Genomic DNA, 14,228 nt, shown 5'->3' on the forward strand with positions numbered 1-14,228 from the left:
CAAGCATTTTCAGATCTTGGCGCTGTCATCCAGCTGTCACCAAACCTTTATAAAAGCGGCAACGACGCCTCTTAAAGCGGCGCTGGGGAGCGCGATCGGGCGCAATTGGCGCTTCGTTCCCCAAATGGAGACCAGCATGAATTTCGTCAAAGCTATCGTCGCTGCCGGCCTGGTCGCCGCATCGACGTCGGCCTTTGCCGCCGACATCACCGGAGCGGGCGCGACGTTCCCGTTCCCGATCTATTCCAAGTGGGCTGACGCCTACAAGAAGGAGACTGGCAACGGTCTGAACTACCAGTCGATCGGCTCGGGCGGCGGCATCAAGCAGATCCAGGCCAAGACCGTGACCTTCGGTGCGACCGATGCTCCGCTGAAAGCCGAGCAGCTCGAGAAGGACGGCCTCGTTCAGTGGCCGATGGTGATGGGCGGCATCGTGCCGGTCGTCAACCTCGAGGGCGTCAAGCCCGGCGAGATGGTGCTGGACGGCGAGACGCTCGCCAACATCTATCTCGGCAAGATCACCAAGTGGGACGATGCCGCGATCAAGAGGCTCAACCCCAATGTGAAGCTGCCTTCGGACGCGATCGCCGTGGTCCGCCGTTCGGACGGTTCGGGCACCACCTTCAACTTCACCTATTATCTCTCCGAAGTCAGCGCAGACTGGAAGAGCAAGGTCGGATCGAACACGGCTGTCGAGTGGCCGGTCGGCGTCGGCGCCAAGGGCAATGAGGGCGTGTCGGGCAACATCAGCCAGACCAAGAACTCGATCGGTTATGTCGAGTATGCCTACGCCAAGCAGAACAAGCTGACCTACACCAAGATGATCAACAAGGCCGGCAAGACCGTGGAGCCGACCGTGGAGGCCTTCCAGGCCGCCGCCGCGAACGCCGACTGGGCCAAGGCTCCGGGCTACTACGTGATCCTGGCCAACCAGCCGGGCGACAAGTCCTGGCCGATGACGGCTGCGACCTTCATCCTGATGCACAAGGAGCCCACCGACAAGGCGGCCTCCGCCGAAGCCATCAAGTTCTTCAAGTGGTCGTTCGAGAAGGGCGGCAAGATGGCCGAGGAGCTCGATTACATCCCGATGCCCGACAGCGTCGTGAAGCTGATCGAGAAGACCTGGTCGTCGGACATCAAGAGCTGATCAGTTCGTTGATTGGTCCCTCTCCCTGCTTTGCGGGGGGAGGGCGTGTCCGGAAAGTGTACGGGTGCACGAGAACAAGGGGGCTGGCGTGGCAGACATGGCCGTTCAAAGCAATGCTGACGGGATTGCCTCCGCGGCGGGTCCGTATGACCGCGCCCGCGCGTTGTCCGCCTTCAAGCTCGGCGACATCACCTTCTACTGGATCACCCGGCTCTCCGCGATCTCGGTGCTCCTGATCCTTGGCGGCATCATCTTGTCGCTGATCATCGGTGCGTGGCCGGCGATGCGGGAGTTCGGCTTCCAGTTCCTGGTGACGCGGCGCTGGGCGCCTTCGGCCGATCCGCCGGTGCTCGGCGCGCTCGGGCCGATCTACGGCACGCTGGTGACCTCCTTCATCGCGATGCTGATCGCGATTCCGGTCGGGCTCGGCATTGCGATCTTCCTGACCGAGCTGTGCCCGCAATGGCTGCGCCGCCCGATCGGCATCGCCATCGAGCTGCTCGCCGGCATCCCCTCGATCATCTACGGCATGTGGGGCTTCTTCGTGCTGGGGCCGTTCCTGGCCTACACGTTCCAGCCGTTCATGATCAATCTGTGTGCGAACATCCCGGTCCTGCAGGACATCTTCGCGGGCCCGCCGTCCTATCTCAGCCTGTTCAACGCCTCGCTGATCCTCGCCATCATGGTGCTGCCGTTCATCACCTCGATCTCGGTCGACGTGTTCAAGACCGTGCCGCCGGTGCTGAAGGAAGCGGCCTATGGCGTCGGCTGCACCACCTGGGAGGTCGTGCGCAGCGTCGTCATCCCCTATACGCGGATCGGGGTGATCGGCGGCATCATGCTGGCGCTGGGCCGCGCGCTCGGCGAGACCATGGCGGTCACCTTCATCATCGGCAACTCGTTCCGCATCTCCTCCTCGATCTTCGCGCCGGGCACCACGATCTCGGCCGCGATCGCCTCCGAATTCCAGGAGAGCGACGGTCTGCATCAGTCGAGCCTGATCCTGCTCGGGCTCTTGCTGTTCGTTCTAACCTTCTTCGTGCTCGCCGCCGCTCGCCTGATGCTGATGCGGCTCGAAACCAAGGCGGGGAAATAAGTCATGGCTGCTGTGGATTTTGCGGTCGGCACGCCGGTCAATCCCGTCAATCCGATCTACGCGCGCCGCCGCCGCAAGGACATCGTCGTGCGCGGCCTCTGCGTCGCCGCCGCCTTGTTCGGCGTCACCTGGCTGGCGCTGATCCTGCTCGACCTGCTCTATGAAGGCCTGACCGGCCTGACCTTGCAGGTGTTCACCGCCGACACTCCGCCGCCGGGCTCGACCGAGGGCGGCCTGCGCAACGCCATCGTCGGCTCCGTGATCATGACGGTGATCGGGGTCGGCATCGGCGCGCCGCTCGGCCTGTTCGCCGGCACCTATCTCGCCGAATATGGCCGCAATGACCGCCTCACCTCGGTGATCCGCTTCATCAATGACATCCTGCTGTCGGCACCGTCGATCATCATCGGCCTGTTCGTCTATGGCGCGGTGGTGGTGCCGATGGGCGGCTTCTCGGCGATCGCCGGCTCGCTGGCGCTGGCCGTGATCGTGATCCCGGTCGTGCTGCGCACCACCGAGGACATGCTGCTGCTGGTGCCCAATCCGCTGCGCGAGGCGGCCTCCGCGCTCGGCCTGCCGCGCTCGCTGGTGATCCGCCGCATCGCCTATCGCGCGGCGCGCTCGGGCCTGATCACCGGCGTGCTGCTGGCGACCGCCCGCGTTGCCGGCGAGACCGCGCCGCTGTTGTTCACCGCGCTATCGAACCAGTTCTGGAGCCTGAACCTCTCCAAGACCATGGCCAACCTGCCGGTGACCATCAACAACTTCGTCCAGAGCCCCTACGCCTATTGGAAGCAGCTCGCCTGGAGCGGCGCGCTGCTGATCACGATCACCGTGCTCGCCCTGAACATCTGCGCGCGCGTGCTTGGCGCCGAGAGGAGCGCAAAATGACCGATATGTCCGTTTCCGTGTCCAGCCCCGCCGGCGCAATTCCCGCCAAGTCCCTGCCGGAAGCGCCGGCCAAGGTGACCGCGCGCAATCTCAACTTCTATTACGGCGAGCACCATGCGCTGAAGAACATCAACCTGACGCTCGGCACCCACCGGGTCACGGCCTTCATCGGTCCGTCCGGTTGCGGCAAGTCGACCCTGCTGCGCATCTTCAACCGGATGTACGACCTCTATCCGGGCCAGCGCGCGGTCGGCCAGCTGATGCTTGATAACACCAACATCCTCGACCCGAAGCTCGATTTGAACCTGCTGCGCGCCCGGGTCGGCATGGTGTTCCAGAAGCCGACGCCGTTCCCGATGACGATCTACGAGAACATCGCCTTCGGTATCCGCCTCTACGAGAAGATCTCAAAGTCCGAGATGGACGACCGCGTCGAGAAGGCGCTGCGCGGGGGCGCGCTGTGGAACGAGGTCAAGGACAAGCTCAATGCGTCCGGCCTGTCGCTGTCCGGCGGCCAGCAGCAGCGGTTGTGCATCGCCCGCACCGTGGCGGTGCGGCCCGAGGTGATCCTGTTCGACGAGCCGTGCTCGGCGCTCGACCCGATCTCGACCGCCAAGGTCGAGGAGCTGATCCAGGAGCTCTCCGAGAACTACACGATCGCGATCGTCACCCACAACATGCAGCAGGCGGCGCGCGTATCCGACAAGACCGCCTTCATGTATCTTGGCGAGCTGATCGAGTTCGACGACACCAGCAAGATCTTCACCTCGCCGAGCGATCGGCGGACCCAGGATTACATCACCGGCCGCTTCGGCTGACGCCGTCACGGACACATTGCCGAGGAGACAATCATGGCCAGCGAGCATACCGCCAAGGCGTTCGACAGTGACCTGCAGGAGCTGACGCGCCTGGTCGCCGAGATGGGCGGCCTGGCCGAGCGGCTGATCACCGATTCCGTCGACGCGCTGGTGCGCCGCGATGTCGCGCTGGGCCAGCGCGTGGTCGCGACCGATGCCGAGATCGACAATTTGCAGCGCATCATCGAGGAGCGGGCGGTGCTGACCATCGCCCGCCGCCAGCCGATGGCGATCGATCTGCGCGAGATCGTCGGCGCCATGCGGGTGGCGACCGATCTGGAGCGGATCGGCGACCTTGCCAAGAACATCGGCAAGCGCGTCGCGGCGCTGGAGAGCGACTTCCATCCCTTGAAGCTGATCCGCGGGCTCGAGCACATGACCGACCTCGTGCAGTCGCAGGTCAAGTCGGTGCTGGATGCCTATGCCGCCCACGACCTGCCGGCGGCGATGAGTGTGTGGAAGGGCGACGAGGAGGTCGACGCCATCTGCACCTCGCTGTTCCGCGAGCTCCTCACCTACATGATGGAGGACCCGCGCAACATCTCCTTCTGCATTCACTTGATGTTCTGCGCCAAGAACATCGAGCGGATCGGCGACCACGCGACCAACATCGCGGAAACCGTGTTCTACATGATCGAGGGTCAGCAGATGGTCGACAAGCGCCCGAAGGGCGACATGACGACCTTCGCGACCACGATCCCCGGCAACTAGGAAAGACGTTGAGCAATGAGCGCGCGCATTCTGGTGGTGGAAGACGAGGAAGCGCTGACCACGCTGCTGCGCTACAATCTCGAGACCGAAGGCTATGAGGTCGAAACGGTGGAGCGCGGCGACGACGCCGACACCCGATTGAAGGAGCGGGTGCCCGATCTCGTGGTGCTCGACTGGATGCTGCCGGGCCTCTCCGGCATCGAGCTGTGCCGCCGCCTGCGCGCCCGGCCCGAGACCAAGCAGTTGCCGATCATCATGCTGACCGCGCGCGGCGAGGAGAGCGAGCGCGTGCGCGGGCTTGCGACCGGCGCCGACGACTACATCGTCAAGCCGTTCTCGGTGCCGGAGCTGTTGCAGCGGGTGAAAGGCCTGCTTCGGCGCGCGAGCCCCGAGCGGCTCGCCACGGTGCTCGCCTATGGCGATATCGAGCTCGACCGCGAGAAGCGGCGCGTGGCGCGCTCAGGCAGGCCGATCGATCTCGGCCCAACTGAGTACCGCCTGCTCGAATTCTTCCTCGAACATCCCGGTCGCGTGTTCAGCCGCGAGCAGCTGCTCGACAGCGTCTGGGGCCGCGACATCTATATCGACGAGCGCACCGTCGACGTGCATATCGGCCGCTTGCGCAAGCTGCTCAATCCCGGCCGCGAGCAGGATCCGATCCGCACCGTGCGCGGCGCCGGCTATGCGCTCGACGACCGCTTTGCGAAGGCGGAGTCGTAGTACGACACGGGGCGTTGCGACACGTGCTACAACAAACACCGGTGTCGTCCCCGCGAACGCGGGGACCCATAACCACGAATGTTGATGGTTGAAGCGGGCTGGATCGGTGTCACGTCATAATCACACCCGCCGGTGATTATGGGTCCCCGCGTTCGCGGGGACGACAGCTGACGTTGAGCTACAATTGCGCCTGCAAGCTAGCAGCTCAGCGTGCCGGCTTCGGCTGCTGGCGGCGGCGGTCGGCCGCGGGCTGATAGGCGAGGCGCGAATGCTGCGCGCAATAGGGCAAGCCCGAGAGCGCCTTGCCGCCGCAGAAGAAGAAGTCGGGGCTCGAGGGATCGCCGACCGGCCAGTGGCAGGTGGCCTCGTTCAATTCGAGCAGCGAGCGGCGCTGGCCCATTGGCACCACGTTGTCGAACGTGACCGGATCCGGCTCCACCTCGATCTCGAACACATGCGCAAGCGCGGTGTTGCCGCGCGAAACCGGACGGGCGACGCGCATCATCTGCTGCGCGGGGCGCGGGGTTGCCTTGCGCTGGCGCGGCGCGGTTGTCGCCGGGCTCTTGGCACGGCCGGAGAGGCCGAGCCGGTGCACCTTGCCGATCACCGCATTGCGCGTCACGTTTCCGAGTTCCGCGGCGATCTGGCTGGCCGAAAGCCCGGCCTCCCAGAGCTTTTTCAACTGCTCGACGCGATCGTCGGACCAGGTCAATACCGTCATCGCATGTTTCCCTTCGCGTCGCGCCGGCCAATTCTGGGACGGCGCTGCGATGCCTATCTCAAGAAATCTCCTGCATGCTGAATCCCTTAGCCCTCGCCGGGCGCAATTGCGCTTCCGGACGTGTACGCGAAACAACCGAACGCTTTCAGGATCAGAACTGCCGCACGAGATGTCGTACTCGACAGGTAAAACGCTACAATATGGCGTGACTCCCGCGCAAGAGTCGGAGGCCATCGTCCACACCTTCCGTCGCCGGACGCGGCGCACGAGCAGCAAATCCGCATCACCGCAATCTTACGGAATCCACGCGATCAGGCTGCCTGCGCTGCGTGTTGACACTTATCGCCGGCCGCATAGAATAGTTCCACGTGCCGCCTTGAAAAGGCGGCACATTTTGTTTTCCAGGGCGGGGTCCCTGATGCACGATGGCGCCCAGTTGGCGCGCATTTCGGACTGCCCCAAGCACAAGTGATCCACCATGTCCGCAGCCGCCGCGTCGCATCTTCTTCCCGTATTCGCCCGGGTCGATCTCGCCTTCGAGCGCGGCGAGGGCGCGTGGCTGGTTGCAACGAATGGCGAGCGCTATCTCGATTTCACCTCGGGCGTCGCGGTGAATGCGCTCGGTCATGCGCATCCGCATCTGGTCAAGGCGCTGCAGGAGCAGGCGACCAGGCTCTGGCACATGTCGAACCTGTTCAAGAGCCCGGATGGCGAGCGCCTGGCCTCTCGTCTGTGCGAGCAGAGTTTTGCCGACTACGTGTTCTTCGCCAATTCCGGCGCCGAGGCAATGGAGTGCGCGATCAAGATCACGCGCAAGCATCACGCCGCCAAGGGCCATCCCGAGCGCTATCGCATCATCACCTTCGAAGGCGCCTTCCACGGCCGCACGCTGGCGACGCTCGCCGCCACCGGCTCGGCCAAATATCTCGACGGCTTCGGCCCGCCGATGGACGGCTTCGACCAGGTGCCGCTCGGCGATCTCGAGGCGGTCAAGCGCGCGATCGGCCCGCACACCGCGGGCATCCTGATCGAGCCGGTGCAGGGCGAGGGCGGCGTGCGCTCGGCGCCATTGTCATTCTACAAGGCGCTGCGCCAGCTCTGCGACGAGCACGGCCTCTTGCTGGTGTTCGACGAGGTGCAGACCGGCATGGGCCGCACCGGCGATCTCTTCGCCTATCGCTGGATCGGCGTCACGCCCGACGTGATGTCGCTGGCGAAAGCGCTCGGCGGCGGCTTCCCGATCGGCGCCTGCCTCGCGACGGCCGATGCCGCGGCCGGCATGAATCCGGGTTCGCATGGCTCGACCTTCGGCGGCAATCCGCTCGCGGTCGCGGCTGCCAACGCCGTGCTCGACGTGATGCTGGCGCCCGGCTTCTTCGAGCATGCGCGCAAGATGTCGCTGCTGCTCAAGCAGAAGCTCGGTGCGGTGATCGACCGCCATCCCGACGTGATCGCCGAAGTGCGCGGCGAGGGTCTTTTGATCGGCATCAAGGCCGTAGTGCCGTCGACCGATCTGGTGACGGCGCTGCGCGAGCAGAAGCTGCTGACGGTGGGCGCGGGCGACAACGTGGTGCGCTTCCTGCCGCCGCTCAACGTGAGCGAGGCGGAAGTGGAGGAGGCGGTGCAGCGGCTCGACCGGGCCTGCGCCGCGCTATCAGGCGATCAGGTGAAGCAGGCGGTTAGTTCATGAGTAAGGCGCCCCGTCATTTCCTCGACATCAGTGAGGTTCCGCTCGCAGAGCTGCGCAACATGCTGGCGCTCTCGAGCGACATGAAGAAGCAGCTCAAGGCCCAGCAGCCCGCGAAAAAGCCGCTCGAGGGCAAGGTGCTGGCGATGATCTTCGAGAAGCCCTCGACCCGCACCCGCGTTTCCTTCGATGTCGGCATGCGCCAGCTCGGCGGCGAGTCGATCATGCTGACCGGCGCCGAGATGCAGCTCGGCCGCGGCGAGACCATCGCCGATACCGCGCGCGTGCTGTCGCGCTATGTCGATGCGATCATGATCCGCATCCTCTCCCACGACGCGCTGCTGGAGCTCGCGGCCCACGCCACGGTGCCCGTCATCAACGGGCTGACGCGGCGCTCGCATCCCTGCCAGGTGATGGCCGACGTGATGACCTATGAGGAGCATCGCGGGCCGATCGAGGGCCGCACCGTGGCCTGGAGCGGCGACGACAACAATGTGCTGGCCTCCTGGGCCCATGCCGCCGATCGTTTCAAGTTCAAGCTCAATGTGGCCACGCCGCCGCAGCTCGCGCCGGGCAAGGCGATGAAGGATTTCATCCGCAACAGCCGCGCCGAGATCAAGCTCGGTACTGATCCGGAAGAGGCCGTCGCCGGGGCCGATTGCGTCGTCACCGACACCTGGGTCTCGATGGGCGACAAGGACGGCGAGCATCGCCACAACCTGCTCAAGCCCTATCAGGTCAACTCCCACCTGATGTCGCTCGCGAAACCCGACGCGCTGTTCATGCACTGCTTGCCCGCCCATCGCGGCGAGGAGGTGACGGACGAGGTGATCGACGGCCCGCAGTCAGTGGTGTTCGACGAAGCCGAGAACCGCCTGCACGCCCAGAAGGGCATTTTGGCCTGGTGTTTTGGAGCTGGGGCGTAGCGCGCGACGGCAAAGAGAACGAACCAGCGGCTTGCTCGGTGCACCCTCTCCCCTTGTGGGAGAGGGTGGCGCGCGAAGCGCGACGGGTGAGGGGTTGGTGCCGCAAGAACCGCATCATCGGCCGACCGCAAAGCGTATCCGCAACTTCGCCAGGCGGATGCGGAGTGAGCCGACTGATGCCGAAGCCGCGATGTGGCGGCTGCTTCGCGATCGGCGTTTCTCACGGTCCAAATTTCGTCGCCAAGTCCCATTTCAGAATTACATTCTGGACTTTGTCTGTTTCGAGCGAGGGATCGTCATAGAGATCGATGGAAGCCAACACGCAGAAGCGACAAGCGATATGACGAGAGACCAAGCCCTGGTACGCGAAGGTTTCAGGGTTGCCCGCTACTGGAACAACGATGCCCTCCAACGTCGCACTGAGGTCATGGAGGACGTCCTCGCAAAGCTCGGCGAGAGGTGAGAGACCCCTCACCCGGCGCCTTCGGCGCCACCCTCTCCCACAAGGGGAGAGGGTGCACTGAGTTCGGCGCGAAAGCATAGTTCCATATCTCCCCTTCCATTTGCTCTCCCCATCCCCAAATAGGCGCCATGACAGCCTCCACTCCCGACAATGAAATCAATCTCGCCGGCGATGTTCGTGCGCCCTCGGCCGTGCCGGTGGATGACGCGGTGCTCCCGTTCGAGGTCGCAGCGCTCGATCTGCGCGGCCGCCTCACCCGCATGGGCCCGGCGCTCGACGAGATCCTCACCAAGCATGACTACCCTGCAGCCGTCGGCAAGCTGCTCGGCGAGGCGATCGTGCTGACCACGCTGCTTGGCTCCTCGCTCAAGTTCGAGGGGCGCTTCATCCTGCAGACCCAGACCGACGGCCCGGTCTCGTTCCTGGTGGTCGATTTCCAGGCGCCGGATCGGCTGCGTGCCTATGCGCGCTATGACGAGGCGCGGCTTTCCGAGGCAAAGGATTCGGGCGGCCTGCTCGGCAAAGGCCATCTGGCGATGACCATCGACCAGGGGCCCGACATGAGCCGCTATCAGGGCCTGGTGTCGCTGACCGGCGGCAGCCTGGAGGAAGCCGCCCATGAATACTTCCTTCGCTCCGAGCAGATCCCGACCCGCGTGCGGCTTGCGGTCGGCGAGGAGTGGAGCGGCGGCAAGCATCGCTGGCGCGCCGGCGGCCTGCTGACGCAGTTTCTGCCGAAGGCCCCGGAGCGTTCGCGTCAGGCGGACTTGCATCCCGGCGACGCGCCGGAGGGCACGACGCTGCACACCGTGGAGGAGGACGACGCCTGGGTCGAGGGCCAATCGCTGGTCTCGACCGTCGAGGACGTCGAGCTGATCGATCCTGCGCTGTCGGGCGAACGGCTGCTCTATCGCCTGTTCCATGAGCGCGGCGTGCGCGTGTTCAAGGAGCTTCCTTTGCAGGCACGCTGCTCATGCTCGCGCGACGCGGTGGCGGGTATGCTCAAGAGCTTCTCGGCCCAGGACCGCGCCGATATGGTCAAGGACGACAAGGTCGTCGTCACCTGCGAGTTCTGCTCCTCGGTCTATGAGTTCACGCCGCAGGAAGCCGGCGTGACGCAGAATTAGTTAACCGGCTTGCCGCCCTTTCTCGGTGGGGGGCGGCGCGCGCCTGCTGTCAGCTCCGTCATTGCGAGCGCAAGCGAAGCAATCCAGAATGCTTGCCATAGCTCTGGATCGCGTCGTCGCTTCTGCTCCTCGCGATGACGGCTGTTGTGCCCCCGAGGACTGTTCGCCTCTGATGCAAAAAGCCTAGCCCGGTGCCGCGGCCCCGGCGCCATGGACACGCTGCGCATTCGCTTCTGACGCGGCGGCTTCCGCAGCGCTGAGCCGTTCGAGCCGCACCGGCACGTTCTTGTGGTAGGGCGTGCCGGCGATGGGATCGCAATAGCGAGCATCGGTCAGGACATTGATGCGCGGGCCGTTGACCAGCCGCTCACCATCGTCAGTCGGATAGTCCTGCCCGAAGCCGTGCGGCAGCGCCAGCTGGCCGCGGCGCATGCTGTCATCCGCCTTGCAGCGGACGACCAGCCGTCCGGCCGCCGAGCGCACGGCGATCCACTCGCCGTCGCTGGCGCCGAGCGCATCGAGATCATCGGCGTTGATCAGCATCGCGCCATCGCGATCGTCGCGCCGCCACGCCGGGTCGCGGAAGATCTGGTTGGCGTTGAACATGCGCCGCTGCCCGGCCGCGAGCACGAAGGGATAGTCCGTCGGCGCGACGGCTACGGCCGGATCGAGCTTGCCGAGCCAATCCAGCATCTCGGGGATTGCGAGTCGGATCTTGCGGTCAGGATGGGCGACCAGCGACCATACTTCCTCGTAGTCATGCGCCGTGATGGCAACGCCGCTGCGCGAGCCGACGACCACATCGAACAGCGCATCGCCAAGCGCGGCGTCGGTGATCTCCGGCCCGGCGCCGAGCGCGCGCCGCACGGCTGCCGGATCGCGCTTGGCGCAGAGTTGCGCGGCTTGCCAGAGCGGCGCGGCGGCGGCGGTGCCGTCGGGCAGTGTCGGCCCCAGCGTGTGATAGAGGATCAGCGCGCCGACGGCGGCGGGCTGCGGATGCTCGGCCACGAAGGTGCGCAGCGCCTTGGCGAATGCACCGCGCGACTTCCCTGCCGCCTCGCGCAGCGGCGCCAGCACATTGTCGCCCGGCAACAGCCCGAGCGCCCGCGCCAGCCGCGAATAGATCTCCGGCTCCGGCAGGGTGCCTTTGAGCGGCGGCAGCAGCGCGTTGCGCACCTGGAAGTAGTTGACCGGGAATTCGAAATTGAACAGCGTGAACTCGGTCTTCTCATATTGCGAGGACGCCGGGAGCACATAGTGCGCCAGCCGCGCCGTCTCCGTCATCGCGACGTCGACCACGACGCAGAGATCGAGCGCGGCAAGCGCTTTCTCCACCGCCGCGGTATCGGCGACCGTGTTGGCCGGGTTCGAGCTGTCGATCCAGACGCAGCGCAGCCGCTCGGGATGATCGTTCAGAATCGCCTGCGGCAACAGGTTGGCCGGCAGCAGTCCGGCGATGACCTCGGTGTCTACAGGCGCAAACCGCTCGCCCGACGAATGCGCCCAGAGCGGCTGCAGCCATGAATGCAGCTGGTTGGTGCCCTTCCGGCCGAAGCTGCCGGTCAGCATGATCAGGAGCTTCTCCAGGTACGAGTTGAGCGTCGAGTTGACACCCTGCTGGATGCCAAGCTCGACTCGCACGGTCATCGCCTTTGCGGCCAGGATCATGTCGACGCAGCGCTCGATCTGGTCGAGCGGGATCTCGGCCGCCGCAGCCCATTGCGCGGCCGGAATCTTCGCGAGCGCCTGCTTCACCTCGGCAAAGCCGATCGTGTGCGCCTCCAGGAAAGCGTGATCGATGCCGTCCCGGCGCAGCAGCGTCGACAGGATCGCGCCGAGCAGGAAGGCGTCGGCGCCTGGGCGCAACTGAAGATGCAGGTCCGCCATCTCGGCGGTCTCGGTGCGGCGCGGATCGATCACGATCAGGCGGCGATCGGGATCCTTGCGGATCTGGTTCAGAAGGTCGCGCGCGTTCGGGAAGCCGTGCGCGAGCCAGGGATTGGCGCCGATCACGAGCAGCAGGTCACAATGATGAATGTCTTCGGCGGTGTGGCAGATCTGGCTGCCGAACATGCGGCCATTGACCCAGAAATCGCCGGTCTTCTCCTGCGATAGTGCGTTGAAGCGATACTTCATGCCGAGAGCGGCCATCACGGCCCGCGAATAGGCGCCGCCGGCATGATTGCCCTGGCCGCCGCCGCCATAGATCGCGATGCTGCTGCCGCCATGCATGTCCGCGACCGCGCGCAGCCGTGCCGCGATTTCCGCGATCGCGGTGTCCCAGTCGATCGCCTCGAAGCTGCCGTCGGCGCGCCGCCGCAGCGGCGAGGTCAGCCGATCCCGGTGATGGGCGTAGTAGGGAATGCGGGGCGCCTTGTTGCAGATGTAACCCTGCGACTTCGGATTGTCGCGATCGCCACGCACCTTGCTGATGCGGCCGTCCTCGATCAGAACCTCGATGCCGCAATTGACATAGCAGAGATTACAGGCGGATTTCCGCCATTCGGCCTTGGACATTGCGCGCTCCCTTATGATCCCACGCGCGGATGTTATATGATATTGATCATATCAACAACCCGGTTCGGCGATCGGATGACGGGCAAGTGACGGTGGTTGCGCGAGCGTGAACGAGGTTCCAGAGGCGCCCGCCGGCTTGTCCGGAGCACGAGAGCGGGCTAACGAGCTGACGTAAAGTCGCTTTCCAGCCGTTGCGCACAGTCGCGACCTGTTGCCCGTCGGGCAGATTTGCTGCAACTAACAAAACACTTGCGTCGTCGGGCAAATCAAGTTCACATTTCCGCACGTCCCGGCCCGATGAGAGGGGCGCTTCGCGATCGTCACGAGCGTTGGGCCGGTGATGCGATGGACGCGACGTGTCGCAGCGAGCTAACAGCTTGCCGACGAACGACATGATCGCGGACGGCGAAGTCGTGTGGTCCTGATATCCCGGTGCTGGTATCAAGGTCGCGGAACTCGACGAGTTCGCGGCCGACGGGGGCAAGAGAGCCGGTCCCCGGGGAGAGCACGTATAAGCGTTAAAACCATCGCGCAGGGAAGGCCGGGCGATCTCGGCTGCACCTGTGGTTCTGCCGCGTGCTTCTTTGCTGCACGCGGACCATGGGCGCCAGCCGGCGCCCGGCCTTCCCCGCGCCCTCTTTGTTAGTTGGAGCGCAAATGAATTGCATAGCTCGGGCACAATGCGCCGCGAGAACGAGAGTTCACGTCGTTGTTGCGGGCCTCTGCCAGTGACGCAGCTTGCCTCCGCAAAAAAGGTGTCGTCCCGGCCTTGAGCCGGGACCCATAACCACCGCCGTCCGTGTGGAAGCGCGCTGTTGCTCCAGCGTGCTCGTAAAGCACCAGCGGTGGTTATGGATCCCGGGTCGCGCTCGCTCCGCTCGCTTGCCCGGGACGACAGCGCAGTGAAACGTAGGCAGGTGCGTTTTGGCAGACGACGACGGCGAAGTGAGGCGTGGCCTATGCCCCTAGTTCAACACCCGCCGGCCCTCGGGGCAGTCGAGCGAGAAGGCTGGCACCTCGATCTCGAAGCGCTCGCCGCTCTCGCTTTCCATCTCGTAGGACCCGACCATGAAGCCGGATGCGGTCGCCAGCGGCACGCCCGAGGTGTATTCGAAGCGCTCGCCCGGCGCGAGCACCGGCTGCTCTCCGATGACGCCCTCGCCGCGCACGTGCTCCTGGCGCCCGGAGGCGTCGGTGATGATCCAGTGCCGGTTCTTGAGCTGCACCGTCTCGTCGCCGGAATTGGTGATCACGATCGTGTAGGACCAGAAATACCGCCCGTTCTCGGCCGAGGACTTCTCAGGCAGGAAGTTCGGCTCGACGGTGACCTCGATGTCGCGGGTGACGGCACGGTACATGGCGCGC

The 14,228-nt window shown here is 65.1% G+C and carries 13 protein-coding genes; 10 read left to right on the forward strand and 3 right to left on the reverse strand.

The features are described from left to right. Positions 1-136 precede the first annotated feature (136 nt). The 6 genes from pstS to phoB all read left to right on the forward strand — a co-directional run bounded on the left by pstS (position 137) and on the right by phoB (position 5,422). Complete coding sequence (gene pstS, locus P6U24_RS03495) at positions 137-1,147, forward strand: phosphate ABC transporter substrate-binding protein PstS (RefSeq protein ID WP_407157813.1); 1,011 nt, start codon at positions 137-139, stop codon at positions 1,145-1,147. A gap of 97 nt (positions 1,148-1,244) precedes the next feature. Further along, positions 1,245-2,243: a phosphate ABC transporter permease subunit PstC gene (gene pstC / locus P6U24_RS03500; protein ID WP_407160760.1), complete on the forward strand. Its 999-nt coding sequence runs from the start codon at positions 1,245-1,247 to the stop codon at positions 2,241-2,243. A 3-nt stretch (positions 2,244-2,246) separates the two neighbouring features. Continuing rightward, complete coding sequence (pstA, locus tag P6U24_RS03505) at positions 2,247-3,134, forward strand: phosphate ABC transporter permease PstA (protein ID WP_407157814.1); 888 nt, start codon at positions 2,247-2,249, stop codon at positions 3,132-3,134. Beyond that, on the forward strand, positions 3,131-3,952 hold the full coding sequence (gene pstB, locus P6U24_RS03510) for a phosphate ABC transporter ATP-binding protein PstB (protein ID WP_407157815.1): 822 nt from the start codon (positions 3,131-3,133) through the stop codon (positions 3,950-3,952). The genes pstA and pstB overlap by 4 nt, the downstream gene beginning before the upstream one ends. Positions 3,953-3,985: 33 nt before the next feature. After that, the gene (gene phoU, locus P6U24_RS03515; protein WP_407157816.1) at positions 3,986-4,702 is read left to right on the forward strand and encodes a phosphate signaling complex protein PhoU; all 717 of its coding nucleotides are present in this window, start codon (positions 3,986-3,988) and stop codon (positions 4,700-4,702) included. Positions 4,703-4,717: 15 nt separating this feature from the next. Next, positions 4,718-5,422 (forward strand): phosphate regulon transcriptional regulator PhoB, encoded by a 705-nt coding sequence (gene phoB / locus P6U24_RS03520; RefSeq protein ID WP_407157817.1) that lies wholly within the window; start codon positions 4,718-4,720, stop codon positions 5,420-5,422. Between the two features lie 205 nt (positions 5,423-5,627). Here phoB and P6U24_RS03525 read toward each other — a convergent pair whose 3' ends face one another. Continuing rightward, positions 5,628-6,143 carry a GcrA family cell cycle regulator gene (locus P6U24_RS03525; protein ID WP_407157818.1) on the reverse strand — a complete coding sequence of 172 codons (516 nt, stop codon included), beginning with the start codon at positions 6,141-6,143 and terminating at the stop codon, positions 5,628-5,630. Between the two features lie 478 nt (positions 6,144-6,621). Between P6U24_RS03525 and P6U24_RS03530 the strand changes: the two genes are divergently transcribed. The 4 genes from P6U24_RS03530 to P6U24_RS03545 all read left to right on the forward strand — a co-directional run bounded on the left by P6U24_RS03530 (position 6,622) and on the right by P6U24_RS03545 (position 10,346). Beyond that, on the forward strand, positions 6,622-7,833 hold the full coding sequence (locus P6U24_RS03530) for an aspartate aminotransferase family protein (RefSeq protein WP_407157819.1): 1,212 nt from the start codon (positions 6,622-6,624) through the stop codon (positions 7,831-7,833). Next, positions 7,830-8,756 carry an ornithine carbamoyltransferase gene (gene argF, locus P6U24_RS03535; RefSeq protein WP_407157820.1) on the forward strand — a complete coding sequence of 309 codons (927 nt, stop codon included), beginning with the start codon at positions 7,830-7,832 and terminating at the stop codon, positions 8,754-8,756. Before P6U24_RS03530 ends, argF begins: the two co-directional genes overlap by 4 nt. Before the next feature lie 97 nt (positions 8,757-8,853). Continuing rightward, the gene (locus P6U24_RS03540; RefSeq protein WP_407157821.1) at positions 8,854-9,219 is read left to right on the forward strand and encodes an endonuclease domain-containing protein; all 366 of its coding nucleotides are present in this window, start codon (positions 8,854-8,856) and stop codon (positions 9,217-9,219) included. 128 nt (positions 9,220-9,347) lie between these two features. After that, entirely contained in the window at positions 9,348-10,346 is a 999-nt protein-coding gene (locus tag P6U24_RS03545; RefSeq protein ID WP_407157822.1) for an Hsp33 family molecular chaperone, read from the forward strand. Between the two features lie 183 nt (positions 10,347-10,529). On the opposite strand, the gene P6U24_RS03550 is transcribed toward P6U24_RS03545, so the two are convergent. Both P6U24_RS03550 and apaG read right to left on the reverse strand, forming a co-directional pair. Next, positions 10,530-12,863 (reverse strand): molybdopterin-dependent oxidoreductase, encoded by a 2,334-nt coding sequence (locus P6U24_RS03550; RefSeq protein WP_407157823.1) that lies wholly within the window; start codon positions 12,861-12,863, stop codon positions 10,530-10,532. Positions 12,864-13,828: 965 nt separating this feature from the next. Beyond that, on the reverse strand, positions 13,829-14,221 hold the full coding sequence (gene apaG / locus P6U24_RS03555) for a Co2+/Mg2+ efflux protein ApaG (protein WP_407157824.1): 393 nt from the start codon (positions 14,219-14,221) through the stop codon (positions 13,829-13,831). Positions 14,222-14,228: the final 7 nt, after the last annotated feature.

Origin of the sequence: Bradyrhizobium sp. STM 3557, from assembly GCF_045571465.1 — a bacterium.
Lineage (GTDB): Bacteria > Pseudomonadota > Alphaproteobacteria > Rhizobiales > Xanthobacteraceae > Bradyrhizobium.